Source organism: Rhodococcus sp. NPDC055024, assembly GCF_053608585.1.
In genome coordinates this window covers 152,470-176,660 of the sequence record NZ_JBSGVT010000010.1, presented here as the reverse complement: position 1 = coordinate 176,660, position 24,191 = coordinate 152,470, and the positions used below count along the sequence as shown (strand labels likewise).

Annotated in this window: 25 protein-coding genes and 1 riboswitch; of the genes, 13 read left to right on the top strand and 12 right to left on the bottom strand. The window is 62.8% G+C overall.

Annotated features, from left to right (window positions below):
* Positions 1-5: 5 nt before the first annotated feature.
* Together ACWF6P_RS21445 and ACWF6P_RS21440 are read left to right on the top strand one after the other, a co-directional pair.
* Complete coding sequence (locus ACWF6P_RS21445) at positions 6-2,546, top strand: DUF4118 domain-containing protein (RefSeq protein WP_452622387.1); 2,541 nt, start codon at positions 6-8, stop codon at positions 2,544-2,546.
* Positions 2,543-3,223: a response regulator gene (locus ACWF6P_RS21440; protein ID WP_003944545.1), complete on the top strand. Its 681-nt coding sequence runs from the start codon at positions 2,543-2,545 to the stop codon at positions 3,221-3,223. Before ACWF6P_RS21445 ends, ACWF6P_RS21440 begins: the two co-directional genes overlap by 4 nt.
* A 9-nt stretch (positions 3,224-3,232) precedes the next feature.
* Here ACWF6P_RS21440 and ACWF6P_RS21435 read toward each other — a convergent pair whose 3' ends face one another.
* Together ACWF6P_RS21435 and ACWF6P_RS21430 are read right to left on the bottom strand one after the other, a co-directional pair.
* Positions 3,233-4,213: a zinc-binding alcohol dehydrogenase family protein gene (locus ACWF6P_RS21435; protein ID WP_452622386.1), complete on the bottom strand. Its 981-nt coding sequence runs from the start codon at positions 4,211-4,213 to the stop codon at positions 3,233-3,235.
* Positions 4,210-4,671 carry a MarR family winged helix-turn-helix transcriptional regulator gene (locus tag ACWF6P_RS21430; protein ID WP_452622385.1) on the bottom strand — a complete coding sequence of 154 codons (462 nt, stop codon included), beginning with the start codon at positions 4,669-4,671 and terminating at the stop codon, positions 4,210-4,212. Before ACWF6P_RS21430 ends, ACWF6P_RS21435 begins: the two co-directional genes overlap by 4 nt.
* Before the next feature lie 121 nt (positions 4,672-4,792).
* Between ACWF6P_RS21430 and dinB the strand changes: the two genes are divergently transcribed.
* Positions 4,793-6,106: a DNA polymerase IV gene (dinB, locus tag ACWF6P_RS21425; RefSeq protein ID WP_452622384.1), complete on the top strand. Its 1,314-nt coding sequence runs from the start codon at positions 4,793-4,795 to the stop codon at positions 6,104-6,106.
* On the opposite strand, the gene ACWF6P_RS21420 is transcribed toward dinB, so the two are convergent.
* Together ACWF6P_RS21420 and ACWF6P_RS21415 are read right to left on the bottom strand one after the other, a co-directional pair.
* Positions 6,103-7,383, bottom strand: a complete 1,281-nt coding sequence (locus tag ACWF6P_RS21420) for an LLM class flavin-dependent oxidoreductase (RefSeq protein ID WP_452622383.1) — start codon at positions 7,381-7,383, stop codon at positions 6,103-6,105. The genes dinB and ACWF6P_RS21420 overlap by 4 nt on opposite strands.
* A complete protein-coding gene (locus ACWF6P_RS21415; RefSeq protein WP_378447905.1) occupies positions 7,383-8,174 on the bottom strand; it encodes a 3-oxoacyl-ACP reductase in 792 nt (263 codons plus the stop codon). Before ACWF6P_RS21415 ends, ACWF6P_RS21420 begins: the two co-directional genes overlap by 1 nt.
* Positions 8,165-8,258: riboswitch (TPP riboswitch) on the bottom strand. Its footprint overlaps the gene before it by 10 nt.
* Positions 8,259-8,397: 139 nt before the next feature.
* Between ACWF6P_RS21415 and ACWF6P_RS21410 the strand changes: the two genes are divergently transcribed.
* Positions 8,398-8,838, top strand: a complete 441-nt coding sequence (locus tag ACWF6P_RS21410; RefSeq protein WP_378447906.1) for a DoxX family protein — start codon at positions 8,398-8,400, stop codon at positions 8,836-8,838.
* A gap of 104 nt (positions 8,839-8,942) precedes the next feature.
* A complete protein-coding gene (locus ACWF6P_RS21405) occupies positions 8,943-9,932 on the top strand; it encodes an AurF N-oxygenase family protein (RefSeq protein WP_452622382.1) in 990 nt (329 codons plus the stop codon).
* Between the two features lie 15 nt (positions 9,933-9,947).
* Here the strand turns inward: ACWF6P_RS21405 and ACWF6P_RS21400 are convergent, their stop codons facing one another.
* Positions 9,948-10,697, bottom strand: a complete 750-nt coding sequence (locus tag ACWF6P_RS21400; protein ID WP_452622381.1) for a TetR/AcrR family transcriptional regulator — start codon at positions 10,695-10,697, stop codon at positions 9,948-9,950.
* Positions 10,698-10,783: 86 nt separating this feature from the next.
* Between ACWF6P_RS21400 and recO the strand changes: the two genes are divergently transcribed.
* The 3 genes from recO to ACWF6P_RS21385 are packed head-to-tail and all read left to right on the top strand — an operon-like array spanning position 10,784 to position 12,793.
* Complete coding sequence (gene recO, locus ACWF6P_RS21395; protein ID WP_029255636.1) at positions 10,784-11,599, top strand: DNA repair protein RecO; 816 nt, start codon at positions 10,784-10,786, stop codon at positions 11,597-11,599.
* Positions 11,556-12,374: an isoprenyl transferase gene (locus ACWF6P_RS21390; protein WP_378447908.1), complete on the top strand. Its 819-nt coding sequence runs from the start codon at positions 11,556-11,558 to the stop codon at positions 12,372-12,374. Before recO ends, ACWF6P_RS21390 begins: the two co-directional genes overlap by 44 nt.
* The gene (locus ACWF6P_RS21385; RefSeq protein ID WP_019749000.1) at positions 12,371-12,793 is read left to right on the top strand and encodes a YbjN domain-containing protein; all 423 of its coding nucleotides are present in this window, start codon (positions 12,371-12,373) and stop codon (positions 12,791-12,793) included. The genes ACWF6P_RS21390 and ACWF6P_RS21385 overlap by 4 nt, the downstream gene beginning before the upstream one ends.
* Positions 12,794-12,798: 5 nt before the next feature.
* On the opposite strand, the gene ACWF6P_RS21380 is transcribed toward ACWF6P_RS21385, so the two are convergent.
* Both ACWF6P_RS21380 and ACWF6P_RS21375 read right to left on the bottom strand, forming a co-directional pair.
* The gene (locus ACWF6P_RS21380; protein WP_020908177.1) at positions 12,799-13,230 is read right to left on the bottom strand and encodes a Fur family transcriptional regulator; all 432 of its coding nucleotides are present in this window, start codon (positions 13,228-13,230) and stop codon (positions 12,799-12,801) included.
* An 11-nt stretch (positions 13,231-13,241) separates the two neighbouring features.
* Positions 13,242-13,625, bottom strand: coding sequence for an ArsR/SmtB family transcription factor (locus ACWF6P_RS21375; RefSeq protein WP_003944457.1), 384 nt, complete (start codon positions 13,623-13,625; stop codon positions 13,242-13,244).
* A gap of 198 nt (positions 13,626-13,823) precedes the next feature.
* Between ACWF6P_RS21375 and ACWF6P_RS21370 the strand changes: the two genes are divergently transcribed.
* The gene (locus ACWF6P_RS21370) at positions 13,824-15,215 is read left to right on the top strand and encodes a glycine--tRNA ligase (RefSeq protein ID WP_003944491.1); all 1,392 of its coding nucleotides are present in this window, start codon (positions 13,824-13,826) and stop codon (positions 15,213-15,215) included.
* 93 nt (positions 15,216-15,308) lie between these two features.
* Positions 15,309-15,890 (top strand): dihydrofolate reductase family protein, encoded by a 582-nt coding sequence (locus tag ACWF6P_RS21365; protein ID WP_452622380.1) that lies wholly within the window; start codon positions 15,309-15,311, stop codon positions 15,888-15,890.
* On the opposite strand, the gene ACWF6P_RS21360 is transcribed toward ACWF6P_RS21365, so the two are convergent.
* Together ACWF6P_RS21360 and ACWF6P_RS21355 are read right to left on the bottom strand one after the other, a co-directional pair.
* A complete protein-coding gene (locus ACWF6P_RS21360) occupies positions 15,865-16,341 on the bottom strand; it encodes a MepB family protein (RefSeq protein WP_452622379.1) in 477 nt (158 codons plus the stop codon). The two genes, ACWF6P_RS21365 and ACWF6P_RS21360, sit on opposite strands and share 26 nt — an antisense overlap.
* Positions 16,342-16,388: 47 nt before the next feature.
* Complete coding sequence (locus tag ACWF6P_RS21355) at positions 16,389-16,844, bottom strand: nuclear transport factor 2 family protein (RefSeq protein ID WP_452622378.1); 456 nt, start codon at positions 16,842-16,844, stop codon at positions 16,389-16,391.
* 34 nt (positions 16,845-16,878) lie between these two features.
* On the opposite strand from ACWF6P_RS21355, the gene ACWF6P_RS21350 reads away from it, so the two are divergent.
* Positions 16,879-17,685, top strand: coding sequence for a helix-turn-helix domain-containing protein (locus ACWF6P_RS21350; RefSeq protein WP_452622377.1), 807 nt, complete (start codon positions 16,879-16,881; stop codon positions 17,683-17,685).
* Here the strand turns inward: ACWF6P_RS21350 and ACWF6P_RS21345 are convergent.
* Both ACWF6P_RS21345 and ACWF6P_RS21340 read right to left on the bottom strand, forming a co-directional pair.
* The gene (locus tag ACWF6P_RS21345; protein ID WP_003944487.1) at positions 17,660-18,397 is read right to left on the bottom strand and encodes a polyprenol monophosphomannose synthase; all 738 of its coding nucleotides are present in this window, start codon (positions 18,395-18,397) and stop codon (positions 17,660-17,662) included. The genes ACWF6P_RS21350 and ACWF6P_RS21345 overlap by 26 nt on opposite strands.
* 99 nt (positions 18,398-18,496) lie before the next feature.
* Entirely contained in the window at positions 18,497-20,563 is a 2,067-nt protein-coding gene (locus ACWF6P_RS21340) for a TPM domain-containing protein (protein WP_452622376.1), read from the bottom strand.
* A 69-nt stretch (positions 20,564-20,632) separates the two neighbouring features.
* Between ACWF6P_RS21340 and ACWF6P_RS21335 the strand changes: the two genes are divergently transcribed.
* Together ACWF6P_RS21335 and ACWF6P_RS21330 are read left to right on the top strand one after the other, a co-directional pair.
* Positions 20,633-21,322, top strand: a complete 690-nt coding sequence (locus ACWF6P_RS21335; protein WP_007731109.1) for a YdcF family protein — start codon at positions 20,633-20,635, stop codon at positions 21,320-21,322.
* A gap of 5 nt (positions 21,323-21,327) precedes the next feature.
* Complete coding sequence (locus ACWF6P_RS21330; RefSeq protein WP_452622375.1) at positions 21,328-22,626, top strand: deoxyguanosinetriphosphate triphosphohydrolase; 1,299 nt, start codon at positions 21,328-21,330, stop codon at positions 22,624-22,626.
* Between the two features lie 13 nt (positions 22,627-22,639).
* On the opposite strand, the gene ACWF6P_RS21325 is transcribed toward ACWF6P_RS21330, so the two are convergent.
* A complete protein-coding gene (locus ACWF6P_RS21325; protein WP_452622374.1) occupies positions 22,640-24,178 on the bottom strand; it encodes a serine/threonine-protein kinase in 1,539 nt (512 codons plus the stop codon).
* Positions 24,179-24,191: the final 13 nt, after the last annotated feature.

Genomic DNA, 24,191 nt, shown 5'->3' with positions numbered 1-24,191 from the left:
GTCACGTGAGTTCTTCGGAGAAGGTCGGTCAATCTTTCGGTAGGGCGCGCAAACGTGGTGAATTGCGTATCTACCTCGGCGCTGCTCCCGGCGTCGGAAAGACCTTCGCGATGCTCGGTGAAGCTCATCGGCGTCGAGATCGGGGCTGTGACGTGGTCGCGGCCGTCGTGGAGACACACGGCCGCGCCCGCACTGCGGCGCAGATCGGGGACCTCGAGATCGTGCCGCCCAAGCTGGTGGATTATCGCGGAACTCGGATGCCGGAACTGGACGTCGAGGCCGTGTCGGCTCGGCGTCCAGCCCTGGTCCTGGTGGACGAGTTGGCGCACACCAACACCCCGGGAAGCAAGAATCACAAGCGCTGGCAGGACGTACAGGAACTGCTCGAAGCCGGGATCGACGTCCTGTCCACGGTCAACGTCCAGCACCTAGAAAGCCTCAACGATGTTGTCGCACACATCACCGGCGTTGTGCAGCAGGAGACGGTTCCGGACGCGATAGTACGGAGTGCGGCGCAGGTCGAGTTGGTGGACATCACCCCGGAAGCGCTGCGTCGCAGACTTTCTCACGGAAATGTGTATTCACCGGAACGTGTCGATGCGGCCTTGGGTAATTACTTCAGACGCGGAAACCTCACGGCGCTACGCGAACTGGCGCTGCTGTGGGTGGCCGATCAGGTGGACGCCGCACTGGCGAATTACCGGGCGGAGAACAAGATCACAGACACGTGGGAGGCGCGTGAGCGCGTCGTCGTTGCCGTTACCGGGGGGCCGGAGTCGGAAACCCTGGTACGACGCGCATCTCGAATCGCGTCGAAGTCGAGCGCCGAGCTGATGGTGGTCCACGTCGTACGCGGTGACGGACTCACCGGAGTCTCGGCCCCCGAGATGGGCAAGGTGCGCGCGTTGGCTGTCGGAGTCGGCGCCACGCTTCACACCGTTGTCGGTGACGACGTACCGTCGACGCTCCTCGAGTTCGCGCGTGAGGAGAACGCCACACAGTTGGTGCTGGGAACGTCGCGGCGTTCCCGCCTGGCTCGCATTCTCGACGAGGGGATCGGCGCTGCGGTGGTTCAGCAGTCCGGTGGTATCGACGTTCACATGGTCACGCACGAGGAAGCGACGGCGCGACGACGCATTTCGGTGCTGGGGCGCTCGGAGCGCCGGGTCCTGTCGTGGATTGCGGCGATCGTCGTGCCTTCGCTCGCGGCCGCGATCATGGGTCTCGTCGACCGAATCTCCGGGGTCAACGGCGAGAACGCGCTGTTCTTCGTCGTGGTCGTTCTGGTTGCCCTCCTCGGCGGCGTCGGCCCGGCGATATTGTCGGCACTGATCTCGGGACTGCTGCTCAATTACTTCTTCACCGATCCGCGGTACAGCTTCACCATCGCCGAACCTGACAACTTCATCACCACTGTCGTGCTGTTGATCGTGGCTGTGGCAGTTGCAGTTCTGGTCGACGCCGCAGCAAAACGCGCCCGCGAGGCGAAGCGCGCATCCGAGGAAGCCGAACTGCTCACACTGTTCGCGGGATCAGTTCTCCGCGGAGCGGATCTGTCGACACTTCTGGCGAAGGCACTCGAAATCTATCGCCAGCGAGGGGTTTCCGTCATTCATCACGATGACGGAGTCATCGCCGCCGTGGGTACGCAGCCGCCGACCACGGACGACGAAGCGGATACGGTCTGTGAGGTCAACGACGGGGAATACGCGCTGTTGTTGGCTGGGCCCGACCTGAGTGCGCGGGATCGACGAGTGCTGACGGTGGTGGCTCACCAAGCAGTTGGGATGATCCGCCAGGAGAAACTGACAGTCGAGGCGAGCAAGGCTGCCGCGCTCACCGAGGCTGATCAACTGCGGCGAGCCCTGCTGTCAGCGGTAAGCCATGACCTGCGAACGCCTCTCGCCGGAGTGAAGGCGGCGGTGTCGAGTCTGCGCAGCGACGACATCGAGTTCTCGCCCGAAGACACCGCTGAATTGTTGGCAACCATCGAGGAGTCGGCGGATCAGTTGACGGCACTGGTCGGGAACTTGCTCGACTCGTCCCGCCTTGCCGCCGGGGTGGTGAAACCCACGCTCCGGCCGGTGTATCTGGACGAGGTGGTTCACCGCGCGTTGCTGGGCCTCGGCATCGGTGGACGCTCGGATTCGCGGGCTCGAAGTGTAGTCGTCGACGTGGGTACCGTTGCAGTGCAAGCAGATCAAGGTCTGCTCGAGCGGGTGATTGCGAACATCGTCGACAACGCTCTGCGCTACGGGGGAGAAACCCCGGTGCGCGTCGGGGCGGCGCAACTCGGTGATCGTGTGGTGATCAGTGTTGCCGATACGGGCCCAGGTGTTCCGCGAGGTGAGGCCGAAACGATGTTCCAGCCGTTCCAACGGATGGGAGATCGCGACAACACCGGCGGAGTGGGCCTCGGACTTTCCGTGGTGCGCGGATTTGTCGATGCGATGGGCGGAACGGTCAGCGCCACAGACACACCTGGTGGGGGATTGACGATGATCGTGGAGTTGGCTGCGGCCGGTACGAATGGGAATGGATCATGAGTCGAATCCTGGTAGTGGACGACGAACCGCAGATTCTGCGAGCTCTGCGTATCAATCTTTCGGTGCGCGGGTACGAGGTGGTGACCGCGTCGACGGGCGCCGGTGCCTTGCGGGCTGCTGCCGAGCGTCCACCGGACGTCGTGGTACTCGATCTCGGACTGCCCGACATGGACGGCACCGAAGTGCTTGCCGGCCTGCGTGGCTGGTGCACGGCGCCGGTCATCGTGCTGTCGGCGCGCACGGATTCCGCGGACAAGGTCGAGGCTCTCGACGCCGGTGCGGACGACTACGTCACCAAGCCCTTCGGGATGGACGAGTTTCTGGCCCGCGTGCGCGCTGCGGCGAGGCGGGGAACCTCCGCGGCGGACACTTCGGAACCGTCGGTCGAGACCGCGTCCTTCACGGTGGACTTGGCTGCGAAAACAGTGAGTCGGCGCGGTGAACAGGTGCACCTGACGCCGACCGAGTGGGGCATGCTCGAGATGCTTGTGCGCAACCGCGGAAAGCTGGTCGGGCAGAAGGAATTGCTTCGGGAAGTGTGGGGACCGGCGTACGACACCGAGACCCACTATCTACGTGTCTACCTGGCTCAACTTCGTCGGAAGCTCGAGGACGACCCGGCGAACCCCAAGCATCTGATCACCGAGGCGGGGATGGGTTATCGATTCGTGGTGTGAGAAGCCAGGTCAGAGCACAACTACTAATTTGCCACGTGCCGTACCGGCTTCCATCTTGGCATGGGCTCGGGCGATGTCCTCGAACGCGAATACCTCGTCGATCGGTACCACTGCATCGCCTGACGCCACAGCGGAGAGGAAGTCTTGCAGGACGTCTGCAGGCAGGTCGGACGCGTCCCCGCCGTACGAGGTCAATCGCACTCCGCGTGGAATGTAGTCGATCGGATAAAAGTCTTTGACTGTCCACTCGTTGGACAGCATGCCGGTGAAACACACGGTGCCGTGAATGCGAGTGGCGCGCAACGTGTCGGGAAGTGTAGGTGTTCCGACCAATTCGAGAGCCAGATCGACGCCCTCCGGGAGAATGTCCCGCACCTGGCCGGCCACGGCACCGTCATCGGTGAGGACATGATCGACACCGATCGCGGTCAACGACGCGGCCTTGTCGGCATTACGTGTCGTAGCGAGGACCGTGAGTCCCCACTGCTTCGCCAGGACCGCGGTTGCCATGCCGACCGAAGAGGTTCCGCCTCGGATCAGTAGGGTGTGACCGGATTTCGCGTCCAGTCCCACAGTCAGTGAACCGTAGGACGTTTGCAGCATCTCGGGGACTGCTCCCACCGTCGGCCAGTCCAGTTCGCTGGAGAAGGGAACGACCTGACTGACGGGAACGCACGTGTACTCGGCATATCCGCCGTCGAACGTCCTCCCCATCCCGCCCATCATGGCTGCGACGTGCTGTCCTTCGGCCAACTCCCCGCCGGGGCAGTTCACCACTTCACCGACGGCCTCGATGCCAGGCACCCGCGGGAATGTCACGCCGTCGGCGAGGCCGAGTCGGGTGTGAAGTTCCGATCGATTGAGACCGAAGGCCTTCACCCGGATCAGCACCCACCCGATGACCGGCACCGGTATCGGAATCTCCTTGATCTTCAATGCTTCTGGTGGACCGGGGGCGTCGAGCACGATTGCCCGCATTGTGGCAGTCATGATTTCTCCTTCGTGGCGGGTGTCAGTCGACGGTTGACCTCGCGGAGCGTGGCCAGTGTGGCGCCGAACCGATCGAGAGCCTCGGGTGTCAGGGCGGAACCGAGACGGCGTTCCAGTTCGTCGTCGAACGTGGCATTAGCCCGCCCCAAAAGGTCATTGCCCTCGGGGGTCAACTCGATGAGTGAGGACCGTTTGTCGGCGGGATTGGATTGTCGACGGCAGTGGCCCGAGGACTCGATCCGATCCACCAACTTGCTGGTGCCGCCGACGGTGATCGCGAGTGCTTCGGCGATGTCGAAGACCCGACAGGAACCGAGTCTGCCGATGATCTGCATCGGCTCGAATCGGCTCAGCGGCAGGTCGTGCTCGGTTCGGAGTCTCTGGTCGATGGCCGTCCACAATTCGGTTTCGAAGCGGACGAGATTGTCGAAGTGGCTACTCAGGTCTGACCTGGTCACAACCAGACTCCGAATCGATATGCATTCCGTGGAATCATTCTTTCACCGTACGCCTGATCCGCTATAAATTCCATGGAATCTATTTTCGGGCTTCCTCTTTGTCGGCAGGGCATGGGAACATATGTTCGTGTCGTACGAACCGTTCGAGCAAGAAACGCCAGGTGATCACCCTGGTGCTACTCGTTCTGGCGGCACTCATTCTGGCGCTACTCGTTCTGACGGCAGTCGGCCTCCGGGTGACGCAACGATCCTGCACGCGGACCTCGATTCGTTCTACGCATCAGTCGAGCAACGCGACGACCCAACTCTGGCGGGTAGGCCTGTCATCGTCGGCGGTGGCGTGGTCCTGGCGGCAAGCTACGAGGCCAAGGCCTTCGGGGTTCGAACTGCGATGAGCGGTGGTCAGGCCCGTTCCCTGTGTCCCCAGGCGATAGTCGTTCCTCCGCGAATGTCCGCATACTCGCAAGCGAGCAAAGACGTGTTCGACGTCTTTCATGACACGTCGCCGCTGGTCGAGGGAATTTCGATCGACGAAGCGTTCCTCGAGGTCGGGGGATTGGCCCGGATCGTCGGCACGCCATTGCAGATCGGTGCGAACCTCAGGCGTGACGTCGCCGAGCAGGTCGGACTACCGATCACGGTCGGCATCGCGCGCACCAAGTTCCTGGCCAAGGTCGCGAGCGCGTTCGCGAAACCCGACGGATTGCTGCGGGTGCCACCAGAGGGCGAAACCGAATTCCTGCATCCGTTGCCTGTCGAGAAGCTGTGGGGCGTCGGCAAGATCACCGCCCAGAAGCTGCGAAACTTCGACATCGTGACGGTGGGCGACATTGCTCGACACGACGAATCCTCGATCGTGTCGATTCTCGGCGGCGGCGCCGGCCGGCATCTCTATGCGCTCTCGCACAACCGAGATCCGCGCCCGGTCCGGGCCTATCGCGGCCGCAGTTCGATGGGCGCGCAGCATGCGTTGGGTCGCGGATCCCATCCCCGCACAGAACTCGATGCGTCGTTGATGTCCCTGGTCGACCGTGTCAGTCGACGCATGCGCTCGGCGCAGCGGACGGGGCGTACGGTCACGCTCCGCCTCCGCTTCGCAGATTTCACGCGGGCTACTCGATCTCACACGCTGCGCCGGTCCACGGCCGACACAGCGGAACTGCTGAACGCCTCGATGGTGCTGCTGGACGAAGCGATACCGCTGATCGCGGACAAGGGCATCACGTTGATCGGTGTGGCAGTCTCCAACCTGGATCGGGACGGCGCCGAACAACTCGAATTGCCCTTCGACGGTCCAGGATTCGCGGGTCCGGACACTGCCGCCCTCGACTCGGCGATGGACAGCGTCCGGAAGAAGTTCGGCTCCGCAGCCCTCACGAGGGGAGTCCTTCTGGGGCGCGACCCGGATCTGTCGGTGCCGTTGCTTCCGGACTAGGTGAGATTTTCTCGCAGAGTTGCTCCGTCGTACTCGCGACGGAACAACCCACGAGCCTGCAATGCCGGAATCACGTGATCGACAAAATCTTCCAGACCGTGGGGATAGGTCGGTGGCATCAGATTGAAGCCGTCGGCGCCGCGGCCGTTCAACCAGGATCCCATCTCGTCGGCAATCGACTCCGGTGTTCCGATCATCGTTGCGTGACCACCACCCGCAGCCAGCGTCCCGAGGAGTTCCCGCACAGTCGGTGCGTCCTTCTCGACGATCCGCAAAATAGTGGCGTAGCGTCCCTGCGGCCCTGTGAACGCTTCGAGTGGAGGCAACGGGGGCACGGGCCCGTCGAGATCCCAGTTCTCGCAATCCTGTCCGGTGAACAACGAGAGTTGGCGTATCGACTGTTCGGTGGGCAGCAGGAGATCGAGTTCGGCCTTCTTCGCCCTGGCTTCGGCGACCGTGCTGCCGACGTAGGTGACCAAGCCCGGCATGACCGCGACGGCGGCGGAATCCCTGCCGGCGCGTTCGATTCTCGATTTCACGTCCGCGTAGTACTTCTGCGCGCTGGGGAGGTCGTAGGCAACCGAATAGATTGCTTCGGCGCGCCGCGCCGCCAGATCGCGACCCTGCTCGGACGCCCCGGCCTGGAACAACACCGGCCTACCCTGCGGGGATCGCGGAACCGTCAACGGGCCGTCCACCCGAAAATGCTTGCCGTCGTGATTGATTCGAGAAATCTTGCCGGCGTCGGCGAAACGCCCGCCGCGGTCGAGGATCAGGGAGTCTTCCGACCATGAATCCCACAGTGCGAGGGCTACTTCGACAAATTCGTCGGCTCGTTCATATCTGGACGCGTGGTCCGGCATCGCCTCCAGTCCGTGGTTGCGCGCTTCCTGGTCGAACATCGAGGTCACGACGTTCCAGCCGGCCCGGCCGCCGCTGATGTGGTCGAGTGATGCCAACAGCCGCGCCGCGTGAAACGGCGTGTAGAAAGTCGTGGAAATGGTGGTGACCAGACCGATGTTCGTTGTCGCTCGCGCCATGGCAGTCAATGCGGTGATCGGCTCGAGAAACCACGACGCACCCGACTCGGGTTCGCGAACACTGTGACCGTCAGCGAAGAAGACGGCGTCCAGCTTGCCGCGTTCGGCGATCTGGGCGAGCGACTCGTAATACGTGATGTCGCCGAGCCTTTCGACCGGTGAGTCGCGGTGACGCCACGCTGCACTGTGATGTCCGCACCCGAGAAGAAACGCACCTATCCGTAGCTGTGTTCCCATCAGTTCTTGACGAGTCCGCCGTCGACAACCAGGTTCTGGCCGGTCACGGCCCGCGACCAGGGCGAGGCGAAGAACAGTGCGGCGTCGGCGAATTCGTCCGGTGTCGTGACCCGGCGCAGGGGAGTACTTGCCGCGATCATGTCGAATACTGCTTCCGGCGTCGCGGCACTCGCGTCCGTGGTGCGGAGCAAGCCGCCGGAGACCATGTTGACGGTGATCCCGTCCGGACCGAGGTCCGCGGACAATGTCCTCGTCAGTGCCAGCAGTGCGGCTTTGGCGGCGGTGTAGTCGTGGTACGGAACTACCGGATTCTGGACCAGATTGGTTCCGACAGTGATGATTCGGCCGAACCCGAGTTCTCGCATGCCGGGGAGTGCTGCCTGGGTGGTGTTGAGTGTCCCGGCGACAGCTCCGCGTAGTTGGGAGTCGAAGTCGGCCCAGGTGATCGTGTCCGCGTTCGGCCGGGCGTCACCGTTGAACGAGAAGTCGACGAGTGCATTGTCGACCACGGTCGAGATCGGTGCGTCGAATCGCTCGAGTGCAGCGGCGAACAACTGATCGACGGAGCTGCGGTCCGTCACGTCCGCCTGGACTGCGAAGGTGCGATCCTCGCCAAGTTCGGCGACCAGGGCCTCGGCGGCATCACGGCTCTTGTTGTAGTTCACGATCACCCGGGCGCCTGAGCGGGAGAATGCTCGGCTCAGTGCGGCTCCGAGCCCGCGGGCGCCACCGGTGATCAGGACGATCTGCTCGCTGAGTTCGAGAGCGCGCTGAAATTGCTGTTCGGTCATGTCGACATCCCTCCGCCAGTGCTAACTGGTCAGGTTCATCGGGTCTGATCTCAGCCGACTTTTTCGGCACCCCGTGTCGCCGTCCATCAGATCACGAGAGGTGAACCCACCTGAACGCCGGGTGCGTGGTAATTGCCGGCGCGATGAGTTTTCGATCGCTGGGGAGTCGTTATTGGCAAGCGAAGTGGCAACCGGCCGCTCGCCTTCGCCCCGGGAGATTCCGATGACTACCCAGCCTGCCCACCACGACACCCTTTCCGGTGATGCAACACGAACGGCACCTTCGGGGACCGCGCGCAAGGTCGGATACGTCCTGAGTGGTCTGTTCGTACTTTTCATGCTGTTCGACGGCATCATCCACATCCTCAATCTGCAGACGGTCAAGGACGCCTCGGCCGAACTGGGGCTGCCCGACTCTCTTGCCCTGACAGCCGGGGTTGTGCAGTTGATCTGCCTTGCGCTGTACGTGATTCCGCGAACGTCCGTGCTCGGCGCGATTCTGCTCACCGGTTACCTGGGTGGCGCTGTGTTGACCAACCTTCGAGCTGAACAGCCTCTGGTGAGCACCACATTGTTTGCCGTCTACGCCGGAATCGTGATGTGGGCTGGACTGTATCTCCGAGATGAGAAGGTTCGCGAGATCATTCCGCTCCGTCGGGCCTGAAATCAGGCTACCGAAGGGGTTGCGTGGGACGCGGTGTCCCATTATGTTTGACCTCATTCAAGTCCGTCGACTGCAATCGGCGGACTGGCCGTGAGGAGACACCGATGGCTCGGTCAGCGTCGATCGAAGTGGAAATGCCGTACCACGAGGTACTGCAGACTTTGTCCGAGGGCTCAGTGGCCCGCAGTTTTGATCCCTACCTTGACATCGACTGGGATTCACCAGAGTTCGCGATCGATCCACATGATCCGAGATGGGTGCTCTCGTCCGTCTCGGACCCCCTCGGCGCGACGCAGTGGTACCAGAAGCAGTCCCTGGAACGTCGAATCGCGATGGGAATGTGGCGTCAGGCCAACGTGACCAAGGTGGGTTCGGCATTCGAGAGCATCTTGATCCGGGGAATGCTGCAGTACATCATGGCGCTTCCCAATCAGTCACCCGAGTTCCGGTACTGCCTGCACGAGATGACCGAAGAGTGCAATCACATCCAGATGTTCCAGGAACTCGTCAATCGTATGGACATCGACGTGCCGGGTATGCGTCCGATGTTCCGGCGACTCTCGCCCATCATCGGAGTGCTGGGTGCAAAGTTCCCGGTCATCTTCTTCATCGGCATTCTTGCCGGAGAAGAACCGATCGACCACTTCCAGAAGGACTTGATCCGCGAAGGTAAGGACACCCCGCCGGCGATGCTCCGCACCATGGAGATTCACATCGCCGAAGAAGCGAGACATATTTCGTTTGCGCACGAGTTGCTGCGCAATCACGTCCCCAGGCTCAGTCGTACCAGTCGGGCAATGACATCGGTTGCCTTCCCCGGCGCGATGCGTTGGCTGGCAGGAGAAATCATGTCACCGCCCAAGGAATTCGCCGAAGAATTCGGGATTCCCGAAGACGTGATGACGAGTGCTTTCTGGGGTAGCCCGCATTCCCGCCGAATTCTGGGGAACTACTTCGGTGAAATGCGTGCCCTGGCAGACGAACTCGGTCTCATGAACCCCGTGTCGAAGCGGGTGTGGCGAAAGCTGGGCATCGACGGCGACTACGCACGCTATCGCGGCGAGCCGAAGCGCTCCGACAAAACACGGATCTAGTCAGGCGGCCCGGATCTAGTCAGGTAGCGAGGACCGGCCGTCGGAGGACACCAGTTCAGCGATGAGCGTGGACAATTCGACGTGGGGATCGATCGTGAGCCCGCTCGAGCGGGCAACACCGTCGAACATGTACCAGGTGTATTTCGCGAGGTCGGCGACGATCTCTGCGCGGCTCGGTTTCGGATCAGTGCTTCGGACCCAGTGGGTGAGCGTGCCCTCGACCATCGTCACCACTGCGAACGGTAGTGAATCGAAGGGCGACGAATCGATCCCCACGGATCGGCCGACTTCGGTGATGATTGCGCGGGCCGAGTCGGCGATTGTCGCCTTCAGACTGCTGATCGCGTCGATGCTCTCGTCGTCGTAGTCGGTGGGGCCGGTACCCATGAACTCGTGAATACGAGGATGCTCGGTGATCCACTCGGCGACGGCGCTGATGGTGCGAGTCAGGATCTCGTCGAGAGTGCCCACCGAAATGCTCATCGACGCATCCAGGGCAGCGGCAAATTGGCCGAGCACAAACGCTCGGACTCGTCGATCGAGGTCGTCCCGGCCGCTGAATTGCCGGTATACCACCGACTTGGCGAGACCGGCCCGGTCGGCGATCTGCTGAACGGACACCTCGGCACCTGCTGCCCGCTCTTCGATCAGTTCGACAGCGGAGGTGAGTATCCGTTTCTGACGCTCGGAGTTGTGCCGCTCCCACCGAGCTTCGCGACCGGTCAACTCCGCAGTGGCAGGTTGCGCAATTGCGTCGCTCGGCATCGGGTCAGTCTATCCGGACACCACCCGGCTCGGGATCAGGCGCGGCATCGCACAATCTCGTCGGCACAACGTGGGACACTGGTCGAGTGAGGTTGTATCGAGACACGGCGGTGGTGCTGCGCCTGCACAAACTGGGCGAAGCCGACCACATCGTCACGTTGCTCACCCGTCAATTCGGGTTGGTGCGTGCCGTGGCCAAAGGTGTCCGCCGGACAACCTCCAAATTCGGCGCCAGACTCGAACCGTTTGCTCACATCGACGTACAGCTTCTCCCCGGCAAGAATCTCGACATCATCACCCAGGTGCAGACGGTCGATGCGTTCGCCACCGACATCGTCGACGACTACAGCCGGTACACCACGGCCTGCGCCGTACTCGAAACTGCCGAGCGGTTGGCCGGTGAGGAACGCGCGCCCGCCCCACAACTTCAACGATTGACGGTGGGCGCACTGCGCGCGATCGCCGAGCAGGCACGACCGGTCGAGTTCGTGCTCGACGCGTTCTTGTTGCGAGCCATGGGCTATGCGGGTTGGGCACCTGCCCTCGAAGAGTGCGCGCGCTGCAGCGCTCCTGGACCGCACCGGGCATTTCACGTCGCCGCAGGTGGAGCCGTGTGTACCTATTGCCGACCGGCGGGTGCCGCGACGCCGTCGCCCGGAGTGCTCGACTTGATGGAAGCCCTGCTCCGAGGGGAGTGGGAGGGTACCGATTCGGCGCCCGCGACTCTGCGGACGCAAGCCAGCGGACTGGTCGCGGCACACCTGCAGTGGCATCTCGAGCGCCAATTGCGGACGTTGCCGCTGATCGAGCGTTCGAGGCCGCATGCAGCCGTCGAGGTCGACTTGCCCGTGAGGCAGGATGGAACCCGTGATTCGACGACGCGAACCGCGAACTCCGCTTGATTCTGCTGCTGAACGGGTGATCCGGCCACCGGACCCACATCCGTCCGGGGCGACCCCGCCGATCCTGCAAACCGAACTCATCCCGCGCCACGTCGCGTTGGTGATGGACGGCAACGGTCGGTGGGCTCAGGAGCGCGGTTTGCCGCGAACCGCCGGGCACGAACGCGGCGAAGCTGTCCTGATGGACACGGTGTGCGGTTGCATCGAGATGGGCGTCGAGTGGCTCTCCGCCTACGCCTTCTCCACCGAGAACTGGAAGCGCAGTCCCGACGAGGTTCGATTCCTGATGGGCTTCAACCGTGACGTCATCCGTCGCCGACGCGACGAGATGAACGAAATGGGTGTGCGTGTTCGGTGGGCCGGCCGTAAACCGCGCCTGTGGGCGAGTGTGATCAAGGAACTCGAGATCGCCGAAGAACTGACCAAGAACAACACCGTCATGAACTTGACCATGTGTGTGAATTACGGCGGCCGGGCCGAAATTGCCGATGCGGTAAAGGAAATCGCGAAGCGCGTCGCCGCGGGCGAGATCAATCCGGACAAGATCACCGAGGCGACGGTGGCCAAGTACCTCGACGAACCCGACATGCCCGACGTCGATCTGTTCCTGCGTCCGTCGGGAGAACAGCGGACGTCGAATTTCTTGATCTGGCAATCCGCCTACGCCGAAATGGTGTACCAGGAGAAGCTGTTTCCCGATTTCGATCGCCGCGACCTCTGGGCCGCGTGCGTCGAATACGCCTCACGCGACCGTAGATTCGGTGGCGTCAAATGACAGGGGAGAACATGACCGACACCACCGACGAAGCAGCCCGCCTACAAGAACGTGCGGCCGCCTCGCTGGCGCATTTCGTGACGGTCGATGTGGCTGCCGACGGATCACTGGGTTTTCAGTACTCCGGCGCGCTGTGTTCGATCCAGGCGATGAATCTGTCCGAGGGTCTGGACGTGCTGTCCATGACGTGTGTTCTCGCGTGGGACCGGCCGGTCAGCGCGGCACTGCATCGCAAGGTGGCCGAGCGGAATCGGACCATTCAATTCGGCTCGATCGCGGTGTTCGGTCACGGCAGTCTGGCGGACGTCATCCTGCGGTACACGTTCCCGGCGGCCGGACTGGACGACGAGGCACTGACCACGATGTTGCTACTCGCGCTCACCGGTGCCGATACCGCCCGGCAGGGTTTGATTCCCTGACGCTCTCAGGAGGCGGCGCAGTCGCGGCAGGTACCGAAGATCTCCACGGTATGGCTCACTTCGGTGAAACCGTTGTCCTCGGCGATGGTCTGTGACCACTGCTCGACGGTCGGGCCCTCGACCTCGACGGTGAATCCGCAGTTGCGGCACACCAGGTGATGATGGTGGCCGGAGGAGCACCGACGGTAAACGGACTCGCCCGTGTCGGTGCGCAGAACGTCGATGGTTCCGGCGTCGGACAGTGCCTGCAGCGTGCGGTAGACGGTGGTCAAGCCGATGCCCTCACCGCGCTTGCGCAGTTCGTCGTGCAGTTCCTGTGCCGACTTGAATTCGTCGATGTCGTCGAGCAAGGCGGAGATGGCGCTGCGCTGCTTCGTGGAACGAACGCCGACGGTGGCCGGTCCACGTTTCGAGGTCGTACTGCCCGGAGTGTTCATGCGGTGGAATCTCATCCTTCTTCGGCGTGGGCGACAGCGTCGACGACGATGTGTGCGAGGTGATCGTCGACGAGTCGATAGAGAACTTCTCGTCCGTTGCGTTCGCCGCGGACGACGCCCGCTGCTTTGAGAACGCGCAGATGCTGGCTGATGAGTGGCTGAGTGACACCGAGAGCGCCGACGAGTTCGTGAACGCAGCGCTCCGACTCGTGCAGTTGGAGCACGATCGCGATCCGGACGGGTGCAGCCAGTGCCCGCAGAATTTCGCCGGCGGCCGCCAAGGTCTCCTTGGGTGGCACGGGCGCCGGAGGTGCGGCTTCGAACGGGTCGTGCGTGTGTCCGAGGTCGGAATGATCATGGCTTTTGTGGAGATCGCCGGTATCCGCAATGCTCACAGCGAGGCTCCTTCGAGGGGTAGATCATGATGTCCGGGCATAGCCATCTCACCACATTATTGCAAATCACTTTCATTTTGATATGCACAAGTATGCATGTCAACCTTGGACGGAAGTGCGTGGCAGCCGCCAGATAGGCTGATGGTGCGAAAAGCGCACGAAAATCATGCATCTATTACCCAGATGGAGAGCAATCGAGTGGCACCCAAGTCCAAGATCGAAGCCGTTGTCAATCTCGCCAAGCGGCGAGGCCTGGTCTACCCCTGCGGTGAGATCTACGGCGGTACCAAGTCCGCATGGGACTACGGCCCATTGGGTGTCGAGCTCAAGGAGAACATCAAGCGCCAGTGGTGGCGCAACATGGTCACCAGCCGCGAGGACGTCGTCGGCCTCGACTCGTCGGTGATTCTGCCCCGCGAGGTGTGGGTCGCATCCGGTCACGTCGGTGTCTTCAACGACCCGCTCGTCGAGTGCCTCAACTGTCACAAGCGTCACCGTCAGGATCACCTGCAGGAGGCGTACGCGGAGAAGAAGAAGCTCGACAACCCGGACGACGTCTCGATGGATGTCATCGGTTGCCCCGACTGCGGCACCGTCGGCCAGTGGACCGAACCGCGCGACTTCAACATGATGCTCAAGACGTACCTCGGCCCCGTCGAGAGCGAAGAGGGCATGCATTACCTTCGCCCCGAGACTGCTCAGGGCATCTTCGTGAACTTCGCCAACGTGCTGACCACCTCGCGTAAGAAGCCGCCGTTCGGCATCGGCCAGATCGGCAAGAGCTTCCGCAACGAGATCACCCCCGGCAACTTCATCTTCCGTACCCGCGAGTTCGAGCAGATGGAGATGGAATTCTTCGTCAAGCCGGGCGAAGACGAGCAGTGGCATCAGTACTGGATCGACTACCGCCTGGACTGGTACACCGGCCTCGGTATCAACAAGGACAACCTGCGTCTGTACGAGCATGCGCCGGAAAAGCTTTCGCACTACTCGAAGGGTACGACCGACATCGAGTACCGCTTCCACTTCCAGGGCAGCGAGTGGGGCGAGCTCGAGGGCATCGCGAACCGTACCGACTTCGATCTCTCGACGCACTCCAAGCACTCGGGCACCGAGCTGAACTACTACGACCAGACGACGGGCGAGCGCTACACGCCGTACGTCATCGAGCCGGCGGCCGGTCTCACGCGTTCGCTGATGGCCTTCCTGGTCGACGCCTACACCGAGGACGAGGCGCCCAACTCCAAGGGCGGCGTCGACAAGCGCACCGTGCTCCGCCTGGATCGTCGACTCGCTCCGGTGAAGGCTGCCGTTCTGCCGCTCTCGCGTAACGCAGACCTGACGCCCAAGGCAAAAGACCTTGCAGCGCAGCTGCGTCAGAACTGGAACGTCGAGTTCGACGACGCCGGCGCCATCGGTCGTCGTTACCGTCGCCAAGACGAGATCGGCACGCCGTTCTGCATCACGGTCGACTTCGACACCCTCGAAGATCAGGCCGTCACTGTTCGTGAGCGTGACTCCATGGCGCAGGAACGCGTCGCCCTCGATCAGGTGGAAAGCTACCTGGCCGCACGGCTGATCGGTTCCTGATTCCCGTTCGAAGCTGACGGCGGTTCTTCTCAATCGAGAAGGACCGCCCGTTTTCTCTTTCCCCGATGGTCCTTCAGGCGCAGGATCGAAGTTATGAGAAAACTCAGCGTGACCAACAGCGTGACTCTCGACGGTGTCATGCAGGCACCTGGTGGGCCGGACGAAGACCGTCGTGGCGGATTCGAGCACGGAGGGTGGGCGGCCCCTTTCAACGACTCCGTCATGGCGCAGAAGATGGGGGAGGGGATGGCGAAGAAATCCGAGTTGCTCTTCGGGCGCAGAACCTACGAGAACTTCGCCTCGTACTGGCCGTTTCAGACCGACAATCCGTTCACCGAGGTTCTCGGCAACACGCAGAAATACGTAGCTTCAAGAACTTTGGGTGAACCGCTCCCGTGGAAGAACTCGACCTTGTTGAAAGGTGATGCTGCCGATGCCGTAGCAGCGCTCAAGGAAAGCGAGGGCCCGGATCTGGTGATTCTGGGCAGTGGAGACTTGATCACGTCATTGGCCGAGCGGCGCCTCGTCGACACCTACACCCTGCTCATTCATCCGCTCGTTCTCGGAACCGGGCGCAGATTGTTCCCCGACGGCGCTGCGCTCGCTCAGTTCACCCTCGTCGACAGCGTCCCCACGACAACCGGCGTCATCATTGCGACTTATCAGGTGAGCTGAACACAGTTGAGCTGAACACATCGGGGAACTCGCCGAAATGCCGCAACTGCCAGCGCTGAGTTCTGACTGCTTGCGTGCTGGTCGGCGTGACCCAGGGCGGATAGACCCGGATAGCGCGCTTACCGCCCGAGAAGTTGGTCGACACGATGTCGTGTTCGACGAGGGTCTCGACAGGAAAGACGAAGTGCCCCAGATGTTCTTCGTCGTGCACCTTCACCACGAACAGCATGACGCCGTCGGTGGTGTCGAAGGGGCGGATGGGCCCGGCATCGGAACGGCGCCACAGCGTGACGAATTGGCCCAGTTTGGTAGGCGTCGTCTTGGCGATTCGATACACGATCATGAGTCCGTTGACGGTCAGCGTGTGAGCACTGTACTCGGCGCCCTCGGGCTCGGGAATCGGTGTGGACCAGGTAAATCCGTCGGCGTTCATCGGCAACGATGATGGCACGAACCACCGACAGCCTTCGTGTCGAACGCTGTCGGTGGAAGGCCGCTTCAGGCCGAAGGCACCTTGTCGAGGAACCCGAGGACAAGCGTCAGACGCCCGTCGTCATCGCGTTCGAGTACGTCGAATCCGTCGATCAGTGACTCGGCCCCCGACGGGCCGAGAGCCCAGCCGAATCGCGCCTGCCGGTGGTGTGCGTCCACCGGTCCGACGAGAGTGAAGCGCATGCCCGGAAACTGTTGCTGCACAGCGTTGATCATCGCGTCGATCTGTTCGTGTCCGGTGACGTCCGCCAGCGGATCGGTGTAGCGACCGGCTGGAGTGAACAGTTGCTCGATCCGCGCTTTGCGGGCGGTGGTATCTGTTTCGTTCCACATGTCGATGTAGGCATCGGCAATGGCGTCGAAGTCGCTCATGGTAACTCCCTTGATCAGTACCCGACGTTCTCGCCGGCTGATACCACTGTTGCGCCGAGACTGCTCCGGGTCGATTACCTGTGAGGTCATGTCCTCGGCTACCTCGGGTCGCTACCGTGGGGGAATGACCTTCGAGACGATGGACGTTGGCACAGAACTCAAACGGTGGCGGGAGCGGCGAAGGCTCACTCAGTTGGGACTCTCGGCGGCGGCAGGAGTGTCGACCAGACACCTGAGCTTCATCGAAACCGGCCGCTCCAAACCCAGTCGGGACATGATTCTTCACCTATCTGATTGCCTGGATGTTCCTCTACGGCAACAGAACACGCTTCTACTGGCAAGTGGTCACGCCCCGGAGTACTCGCAGAAGTCGTTGGCGGAAGCGCCGATGTCAGCAGTGAGTGAGGCCATCGATCGCATCATCGACGCGCATGACCCGTATCCGGCGGTGGTGGTCGATCAGCAGTGGGAGATGGTAGCCGGGAACCAGGCCGTGGGAATTTTGACCGAGGGCGCCGCTGCGTTCCTTCTGGAACCACCGGTGAACGTCTTGCGGTTGAGTTTGCATCCCGAGGGAATGGCGCCGCGGATCGTCAACCTCGCGCAGTGGCGGACGCACCTGCTAGCCAGGCTGGCGCGGGAAGTGGAGGTGAGTGCCGATGCGCTGTTGGCGTCGTTGCTCGACGAGCTGCGCACCTACCCGAGCGGAGGGGACTGGCACGACGACCGTGCGAATTCCCTGCTGGTTCCGTTGCGTGTACGCGCCGGCGATACCGAACTGGCGATGTTCAGCACCACCACAGTGTTCGGTACGCCGCGCGACGTCACGCTCGCAGAGATTGCGATCGAGTCGTTCTACCCGTCGGACAAGCAGACGGCCGACTACTTTCGATCGGCCGCCGAGGTCACAGAGACTTCTTGCCGAACTTGAGCTTCCACGGCACCAGAGCAGACTCCAACTGAACCGAGAGACTCATCTTGGAGACGCCTTCGGTGCGCTCCTCGAAGCGGATGGGCGTTTCGGCGATCTTCATGCCGCGCTGAACAACTCGGTAGTTCATCTCGACCTGGAACGCGTAGCCGTTGCTCTGCACCGATTCGACGTCGATGTCGCGCAAGGTCTTTGCATGCCACGCCTTGAAGCCGGCGGTCGCATCCTTGACGTGAAGTCGCAGGATGGCGTTGACGTAGAAGTTCGCCCAGGCGGACAGTGCCTTGCGATGCCACGGCCAGTCGCCGGCGACTGCGCCGCCTTCGACGTAACGGGAGCCGAGAACGACTGCCGCATCGGTGGTGGTGAGAATCTCGATCATGGCGGGGATCGCTTCGGACGGGTGCGAGAGATCTGCGTCCATCTGAATGACGATGTCTGCGTTCTCCGCCAGAGCCCGGCTCATGCCCGCGACGTAAGCACGACCGAGACCGTCCTTGACCGTGCGGTGAAGTACTCCCACCGGGATGGGTCCGTCGATACCCAACTTGTCGGCAACCTCGCCCGTACCGTCGGGGGAGTTGTCATCCACCACGAGGACGTGCAGGTTCGGGATCTTCAACGCGGCGAGGCGATCGACGAGCTTTGGCAGGTTCTCACGCTCGTTGTATGTAGGTACAACGACGGTTATCTGCGGGGCGACGCTTTCCATAACACCTTCGTATGATCTGTGATCCCGACTTGCCGGATGAAGCGTACGACGAGTGCGGTCGTGAACAAAGTACGGATTTTACTACCTCGACGGGATCCGTCAGAACCGGCCGCCGCCGCCTCGACTCGTTCGGCCGCCGCCGCCGCCACCGAAACCACCGCCGCCGCCTCCGCGTCCGGAGCGCCCACTGCTGCTCGGTCCGCCGTACGAGCGGGGCCCTCCGCCGCCTCGCAGAATGCTGTTGATCAGGATCCCACCGAGAATCGCTCCCGTCGCATCGCCGCCACCACCGCGGGGTCGTTGGTTTGCTTCCCAGGTGTTGACGTCGTTCTGCGCGGCGCGAAGTGAGTGCGTCGCCAAGGTGGTCGCTGCCTGGGCGTGTTGGAGTGCCTTCGACGGATCCGAAGTTTGCAATTGTTGGGCAGCCTGCAGGTGCCGCTGAGCCTCCGCGTAGCGAGTGCGGGCCTCGGCCCCGATCGCGCCGCGTCTGGTTCCGAGGAAGTCACCGGCAGCCGTCACCTGGGCCTGTGCGGCCAGAATGTCCTGGGCGAGGCGCTGCTGTGCCCGTTCGAGCTGCTGCTTCTGCTCCTGAGCGTCGGCAAGCAGCGCGTCGAGTTGGGCGTCGGCCGCGACGATCTGGTTGAACGCCGTCAGCGGATCGTTGTCCTTGGACGTCTGAGCATTGGCCAACGCTGACTGAGCCGCGGCCTTCGCGTCCGCCAATTTCTGCCCGCCCTGCGCCAGGTAAGCGTCCGCAGCGGTGATGCCCTGCTGGACGTCCTCCATCGCGGACGGAAGTGTCGCGATGGCGTTTCGGATGTCGTCGGCGGCGTGATCGACGCCGTCGAGCAGCTTGCGGGCCTGATCGAGAGCTGCTTCGGCCGTGCGAATTGCGGTGACGGCGGCGCCTTGCTTGCCGGCCGGCAGCGCCGTGGCGTCTCGACCTTCTTCGATCGACTTCTCGGCGAGCGTCAACCGTTCGCTCGCCATCGTGACGTTGTTCACCACCGACGCCAGCGTCGGCGCGGGGAACTGATCCTTCAGTTTGGTCAGAATCGCCTCGGACTCAGGTAAGCGCACGCTGAGAGCAACAACACTCTGCGTCAGAGCGTCGAGGCGTGCCGGGGCGTTGATGAGAAGGTCGCGAAGCCCGTCGAACTCGTCGACGCGAGCTTCGAGTTCTTGGTCGGCTCGACCGCACGAGGAGATGATGTCGATCAGCATCTGACGGCGTTGGTCGGGAGTTTCCGGGATGGCGTCGTCGAGCCGCTGCCTGATCGCGAAGGCTTCGGCGAGGGTGGCCTTGGCCTTGTCGAAAGCCGCGGAGAAGGGCGCAACAGCGGAATCTCCGAACTCGCTGCGGGCCAGATCCAGCTCTTCCTGGCTGCCGGCGATCGCGTTGTCCGTCTCGACGAGGATTTCCTTCGCGCGTTCGTCGAGTGTGGGCAGCGGGAGTGCGTTGAGGCTGGCAAGGTCGTCGGGGGCGATGTTCTTTGCGGCCTCCACGCTTGCCTTGTTCTTGTCGTTCTTGCGCTTGCGTGAGTACAGGACTACGCCGCCCGTTCCGACCACCACAGCGCCGCCCGCGATGAGGAGTGTTCCGACTCCCATTCCGCCGCTCGTGTTGTTCGCGTCGCCGAGTGCGCCGGCTGCTGCAATAGCTGCGCCGGTCCAATCATCCTCGGCGAGAGCCGGTTCCACCGCGTCCGAATTGATCGACTCGATGTCGGAATCGGTGATGTTGCTGAGTTCAGCTGGAACGTCGAGGTAGTAGGCGCGCTCTGCCGTGGCAACTGCAAGCAGGACGGATTTGGTACTGAGCGTCGACTTGGTGGCCGTTTGCTGCGCCCATGCCTGGCCACCGAGGTTGTTGAAGTCGGGGACGAATGCGACCCACAGGTCGATCTGGTGGTCCTCGCTGAGTTGATCGATCGCGGCTTGGATGTCGCTGCGCTGACCGGCGTCGAGAACCCCGGAGGTGTCGGTGATGTGATTCGGCAACACCATCGGGGCGTCCGCCGAGGCGAGCGCGGGGCTGAAGACGAGCGCCAACAAAGCGAAAATCGCGGCGACGGCGGCGGCGCTTCCCCGGCGCCGAACTGGTCGGGTGGTTGTCCGACTCTGCTCTACAGAGGACAACTGCGCGAAGTGTGGTGCGAGGGCCATGACGCAAATCTATCCGTTGTGGCGCGTCGGCATCGGAGGAGATCGCTGCGAACTGGCAGAATTGCGGGAGTGAAACCTGCTTTCGGTAACCGCCCCCACGATCCATCACCCTCACGGGCGGGCGGCTTCGGTGCAGGATTGGCTCGTTGGACGCGGCGATTGATCGCCGGCGCCGTGTTGATGGCAGTGGTCCTGGTCGGCGGTACCGCATTCCGGGTGTGGCAGGTGGCCCGCATCGACGACACGCGGCCGGCCGACGCGATAGTCGTTCTGGGCGCGGCTCAGTATTCCGGCACTCCGTCGTCGGTCTTCGAAGCCAGACTCGAACAGGCGTACAAGCTGTACAAGCGCGGAGTGGCTCCGCAGATCATCACCGTCGGCGGTAAACAAGAAGGTGACGAGTACACCGAAGCGGCATCGGGAAAGATGTATCTGACCGATCGAGGGATTCCGTCGAGTGCGATCACCGCTGTGGAGACCGGTTCGGACACTCTGCTCAGCATCGATGCGGTGAGTGCCGAGATGTCCTCGCAGGGCATCAATTCCGCCGTCCTGGTCAGTGACCCGTGGCACTCGTTGCGCACCCGGACGATGGCCCGCGACACGGGACTTCAGGCGTGGACCGCACCTACTCGTCAGGGCCCGGCCGTGTTCACTCGCGAATCCCAGTTGCACGGAATCGCTCGCGAAACCGGCGCGCTGCTCTGGTATCAGCTCACACACTTCTCGGCAGACTTCCCCTACACGGCAGGGCAATAGAAACCATGACAGCTCACACCACCTACGGAGGCGGCACCTACTCCGAACACGACCTCGAACGTCGTGTCGTCGAGGCGCCGAAGCGAGCCGGGTTGCCGGGTTCGCAGATCGCAGCGGCGCAGCATCGTTCGGACTTCTCGCGAGACCGCGCCAGGGTCCAGCACTCCGCGGCTTTGCGACGCTTGGCCGACAAGACCCAGGTTGTCGGCCCGCGCGACGGCGACACACCTCGCACGCGGCTGACACACTCGATGGAAGTCGCACAGATCGGGCGAGGGATCGCCGACGGGCTCGGTTGCGACCCGGACTTGGTGGACCTTGCGGGTCTCGCACACGACATCGGGCACCCACCGTACGGGCACAACGGCGAGAAGGCACTCGACGAAGTCGCCAAGGACTGCGGCGGTTTCGAAGGCAATGCGCAGAATCTGCGGATCCTGACCAGCCTCGAACCGAAGATCCTGCGCCCCGACGGTCTGAGCGCCGGCCTCAATCTCACCAGGGCATCACTCGACGCGGCCATCAAGTACCCCTGGACCCGCCCTGAGTCCGGCGCGAAGTTCGGCGCATATGACGACGACGCAGAGGTGCTCGCCTGGGTTCGCGAGGGTGCGCCCGAGCGTCGGCAATGCCTGGAAGCTCAGCTCATGGACTGGGCCGACGACATCGCGTATTCCGTGCACGACGTAGAGGACGGGGTGATCGCAGGCCGTATCGACCTTCGCTCGCTTGCTGATCCGTCCGAGCAGCGCGCACTGGCTGAACTGGGGGCCTCCGAGTTTCGCGGCTTGGTAGTCGACGATCTGATCGAAGCCGCTCAACGGTTGTCCGAACTCCCCGTCGTACGCGGAGTCGGAAGTTTCGACGGGACGCTGGGAAGTTCCGTCGCGTTGAAGAACCTCACAAGTGAATTGGTGGGACGCTTCGCCACGGCCGCGATCGCCAGCACACGGCAGACAAACGGCAACCGACCCCTCTCGCGCTATCAAGCCGACCTCGACATACCCGAGGCCGTCGCATCCGAGGTGGCGTTGCTCAAGACCGTGGCGCTCTACTACGTGATGTCCGACGCCGGGCACAAGGCGCGTCAGGATCGGCAACGTGATCGTGTTCATCGCGTCGCGGAATGGTTGTTGGCCACGGCGCCCGCCGGGCTCGATCCGATCCTGCTGCCCGCGTGGGAGCGCGCCGCGGACGACGGTGCTCGGGTCCGCGTGGTGGTGGATCAGATCGCGTCGTACACGGAAAGTCGGCTGGAGCGGGTGGACAAGGCGAGCCTGGGCGCGCAGGCCAGTTGGGGCTGAGCCGTCCGCGCTCTCAGCAGGTCATTCGCGTCGACGGATCGGTAGTGGTGTCGAGCCACTTGCCGTAAGCGTCGCCTCCTGCTGCGCGGACGTCCTTGCATATCTTCGACTCGCTGTTTCCGGATTCGCGGTACACGGTGTAGATCGCGGTCCCGGAATCGGAGACTTGACGCAGTGACGGGCAGGACTGGTCTGTGCGTAGGTATTTCGAGCCGGGGAACGCGTCAAGGTAGTTTTGAATCTCGCTGGCATACGTGGCCGGATCGGTGGCATTGGCCAACACCACGATTCCGGTGCCCTTGCACGAGGGGACGGTGATCGGCTTGCTCACCCCGAGATCGCCGTTCTTCGTGGACGGGGTGGACGCCCGCGTGGTCGTGGTTGCCTGCTGTCCGGCGGTGGGCAACGGCTCCAGGTTTGGCGTTCTGACCGGCTCCTGGATGGGTGCCGGTTCCGTCGTGGCGGTGGAAGCTGCTACAGCGGTTGGTGATTCGGGGCCCGAGCTTCCCAGTATCGCCCAAGCCGCCGTGCCTCCTGCGGCCAGAACGAGTGCAACTCCAGCCGCCCCGATCGCGATCGGGGCTCGGTTTCGCTTGGTCTTTGTCGCGATGTGCGTGTAGTTCCCGTAAGCGGGATTCACTGTGGTGTAGGCGGGCGGCCCGACGATTGTGGATTGCAGTCCGCCGGCCGCACCGGCGGCGCTGTCGGCCGAGAGGGCTTGCCGCGCTTCGAGTGCGAGCGCTCCGGTGGTCGGATAGCGGTGTGCGGGATCCTTTGCCATACCGCGGGCCACGACAGTGTCGAAACGTTGCGGGAGCGACGGAACCGTCAGGGTGGGGCGCGGCGGCGGAGCGTTCAGGTGCGAATTGACGAGATGACCGATGCTTGTGGTGTTGAAAGGCGTTGTTCCGGTGAGGGACTGGTAGAGAACACAAGCAAGGGAGTAGACATCCGCTGCGGCCGTCGGTGTTTCGATACCGAATCGCTCCGGCGCCATGTACGCATACGAACCGACCGCGCTTCCCTCGGTGGTGATTTTCGTGTCTGTCTGTGAATATGCGATTCCGAAGTCCACGAGGTACGCGAAGCTGGTCTTCGTGAGAATGATGTTGTCTGGTTTGACGTCGCGATGGATGAGTCCGCGCGCGTGCGCTGCGTCCAGCGCTGACGCTATCTGCGAGACGATGTCGACGGCTCGCGCCGGGGTGAGTCTGCCGAACTCGGTCAACTCGGCTCGCAATGTGTGGCCTTCGACCAATCGCATGTCGATGAAGAGGACTCCGTCGATCTCGCCCCAGTCGTGCACCGGGATCACGTGCGGTTCGTTCAGGGCGGCGGTGGTGCGAGATTCTCGGCGGAAACGAGCTTGGAATGACGGGTCGGCCGCGAGTTCGCGATGGAGCAACTTGAGAGCGACCAGGCGATCCTTCGAGGTGTCGTACGCCTCGTACACCTCGCCCATTCCGCCCCGACCGAGCAGACGACGCAGCTCGTACACGCCGAATCGAGTTCCCGATCGCCCTTCGGGCGAGCTCGAGGCGTTTTCAGTCATGGTCGGTCCCATC

Bases quoted from the DNA above. Each gene is read 5' to 3' on its own strand.
- ACWF6P_RS21325 (WP_452622374.1), bottom strand. From the start codon at position 24,178: ATGACTGAAAACGCCTCGAGCTCGCCCGAAGGGCGATCGGGAACTCGA.
- ACWF6P_RS21420 (WP_452622383.1), bottom strand. From the start codon at position 7,383: ATGGGAACACAGCTACGGATAGGTGCGTTTCTTCTCGGGTGCGGACAT.
- ACWF6P_RS21340 (WP_452622376.1), bottom strand. From the start codon at position 20,563: ATGGCCCTCGCACCACACTTCGCGCAGTTGTCCTCTGTAGAGCAGAGT.
- ACWF6P_RS21385 (WP_019749000.1), top strand. From the start codon at position 12,371: ATGACAGGGGAGAACATGACCGACACCACCGACGAAGCAGCCCGCCTA.
- ACWF6P_RS21410 (WP_378447906.1), top strand. From the start codon at position 8,398: ATGACTACCCAGCCTGCCCACCACGACACCCTTTCCGGTGATGCAACA.
- ACWF6P_RS21330 (WP_452622375.1), top strand. From the start codon at position 21,328: ATGACAGCTCACACCACCTACGGAGGCGGCACCTACTCCGAACACGAC.
- ACWF6P_RS21365 (WP_452622380.1), top strand. From the start codon at position 15,309: ATGAGAAAACTCAGCGTGACCAACAGCGTGACTCTCGACGGTGTCATG.
- ACWF6P_RS21345 (WP_003944487.1), bottom strand. From the start codon at position 18,397: ATGGAAAGCGTCGCCCCGCAGATAACCGTCGTTGTACCTACATACAAC.
- ACWF6P_RS21435 (WP_452622386.1), bottom strand. From the start codon at position 4,213: ATGACTGCCACAATGCGGGCAATCGTGCTCGACGCCCCCGGTCCACCA.
- dinB (WP_452622384.1), top strand. From the start codon at position 4,793: ATGTTCGTGTCGTACGAACCGTTCGAGCAAGAAACGCCAGGTGATCAC.
- ACWF6P_RS21380 (WP_020908177.1), bottom strand. From the start codon at position 13,230: ATGAACACTCCGGGCAGTACGACCTCGAAACGTGGACCGGCCACCGTC.
- ACWF6P_RS21440 (WP_003944545.1), top strand. From the start codon at position 2,543: ATGAGTCGAATCCTGGTAGTGGACGACGAACCGCAGATTCTGCGAGCT.
- ACWF6P_RS21405 (WP_452622382.1), top strand. From the start codon at position 8,943: ATGGCTCGGTCAGCGTCGATCGAAGTGGAAATGCCGTACCACGAGGTA.
- ACWF6P_RS21390 (WP_378447908.1), top strand. From the start codon at position 11,556: ATGGAACCCGTGATTCGACGACGCGAACCGCGAACTCCGCTTGATTCT.
- ACWF6P_RS21415 (WP_378447905.1), bottom strand. From the start codon at position 8,174: ATGACCGAACAGCAATTTCAGCGCGCTCTCGAACTCAGCGAGCAGATC.
- ACWF6P_RS21350 (WP_452622377.1), top strand. From the start codon at position 16,879: ATGACCTTCGAGACGATGGACGTTGGCACAGAACTCAAACGGTGGCGG.
- ACWF6P_RS21400 (WP_452622381.1), bottom strand. From the start codon at position 10,697: ATGCCGAGCGACGCAATTGCGCAACCTGCCACTGCGGAGTTGACCGGT.
- ACWF6P_RS21355 (WP_452622378.1), bottom strand. From the start codon at position 16,844: ATGACCTCACAGGTAATCGACCCGGAGCAGTCTCGGCGCAACAGTGGT.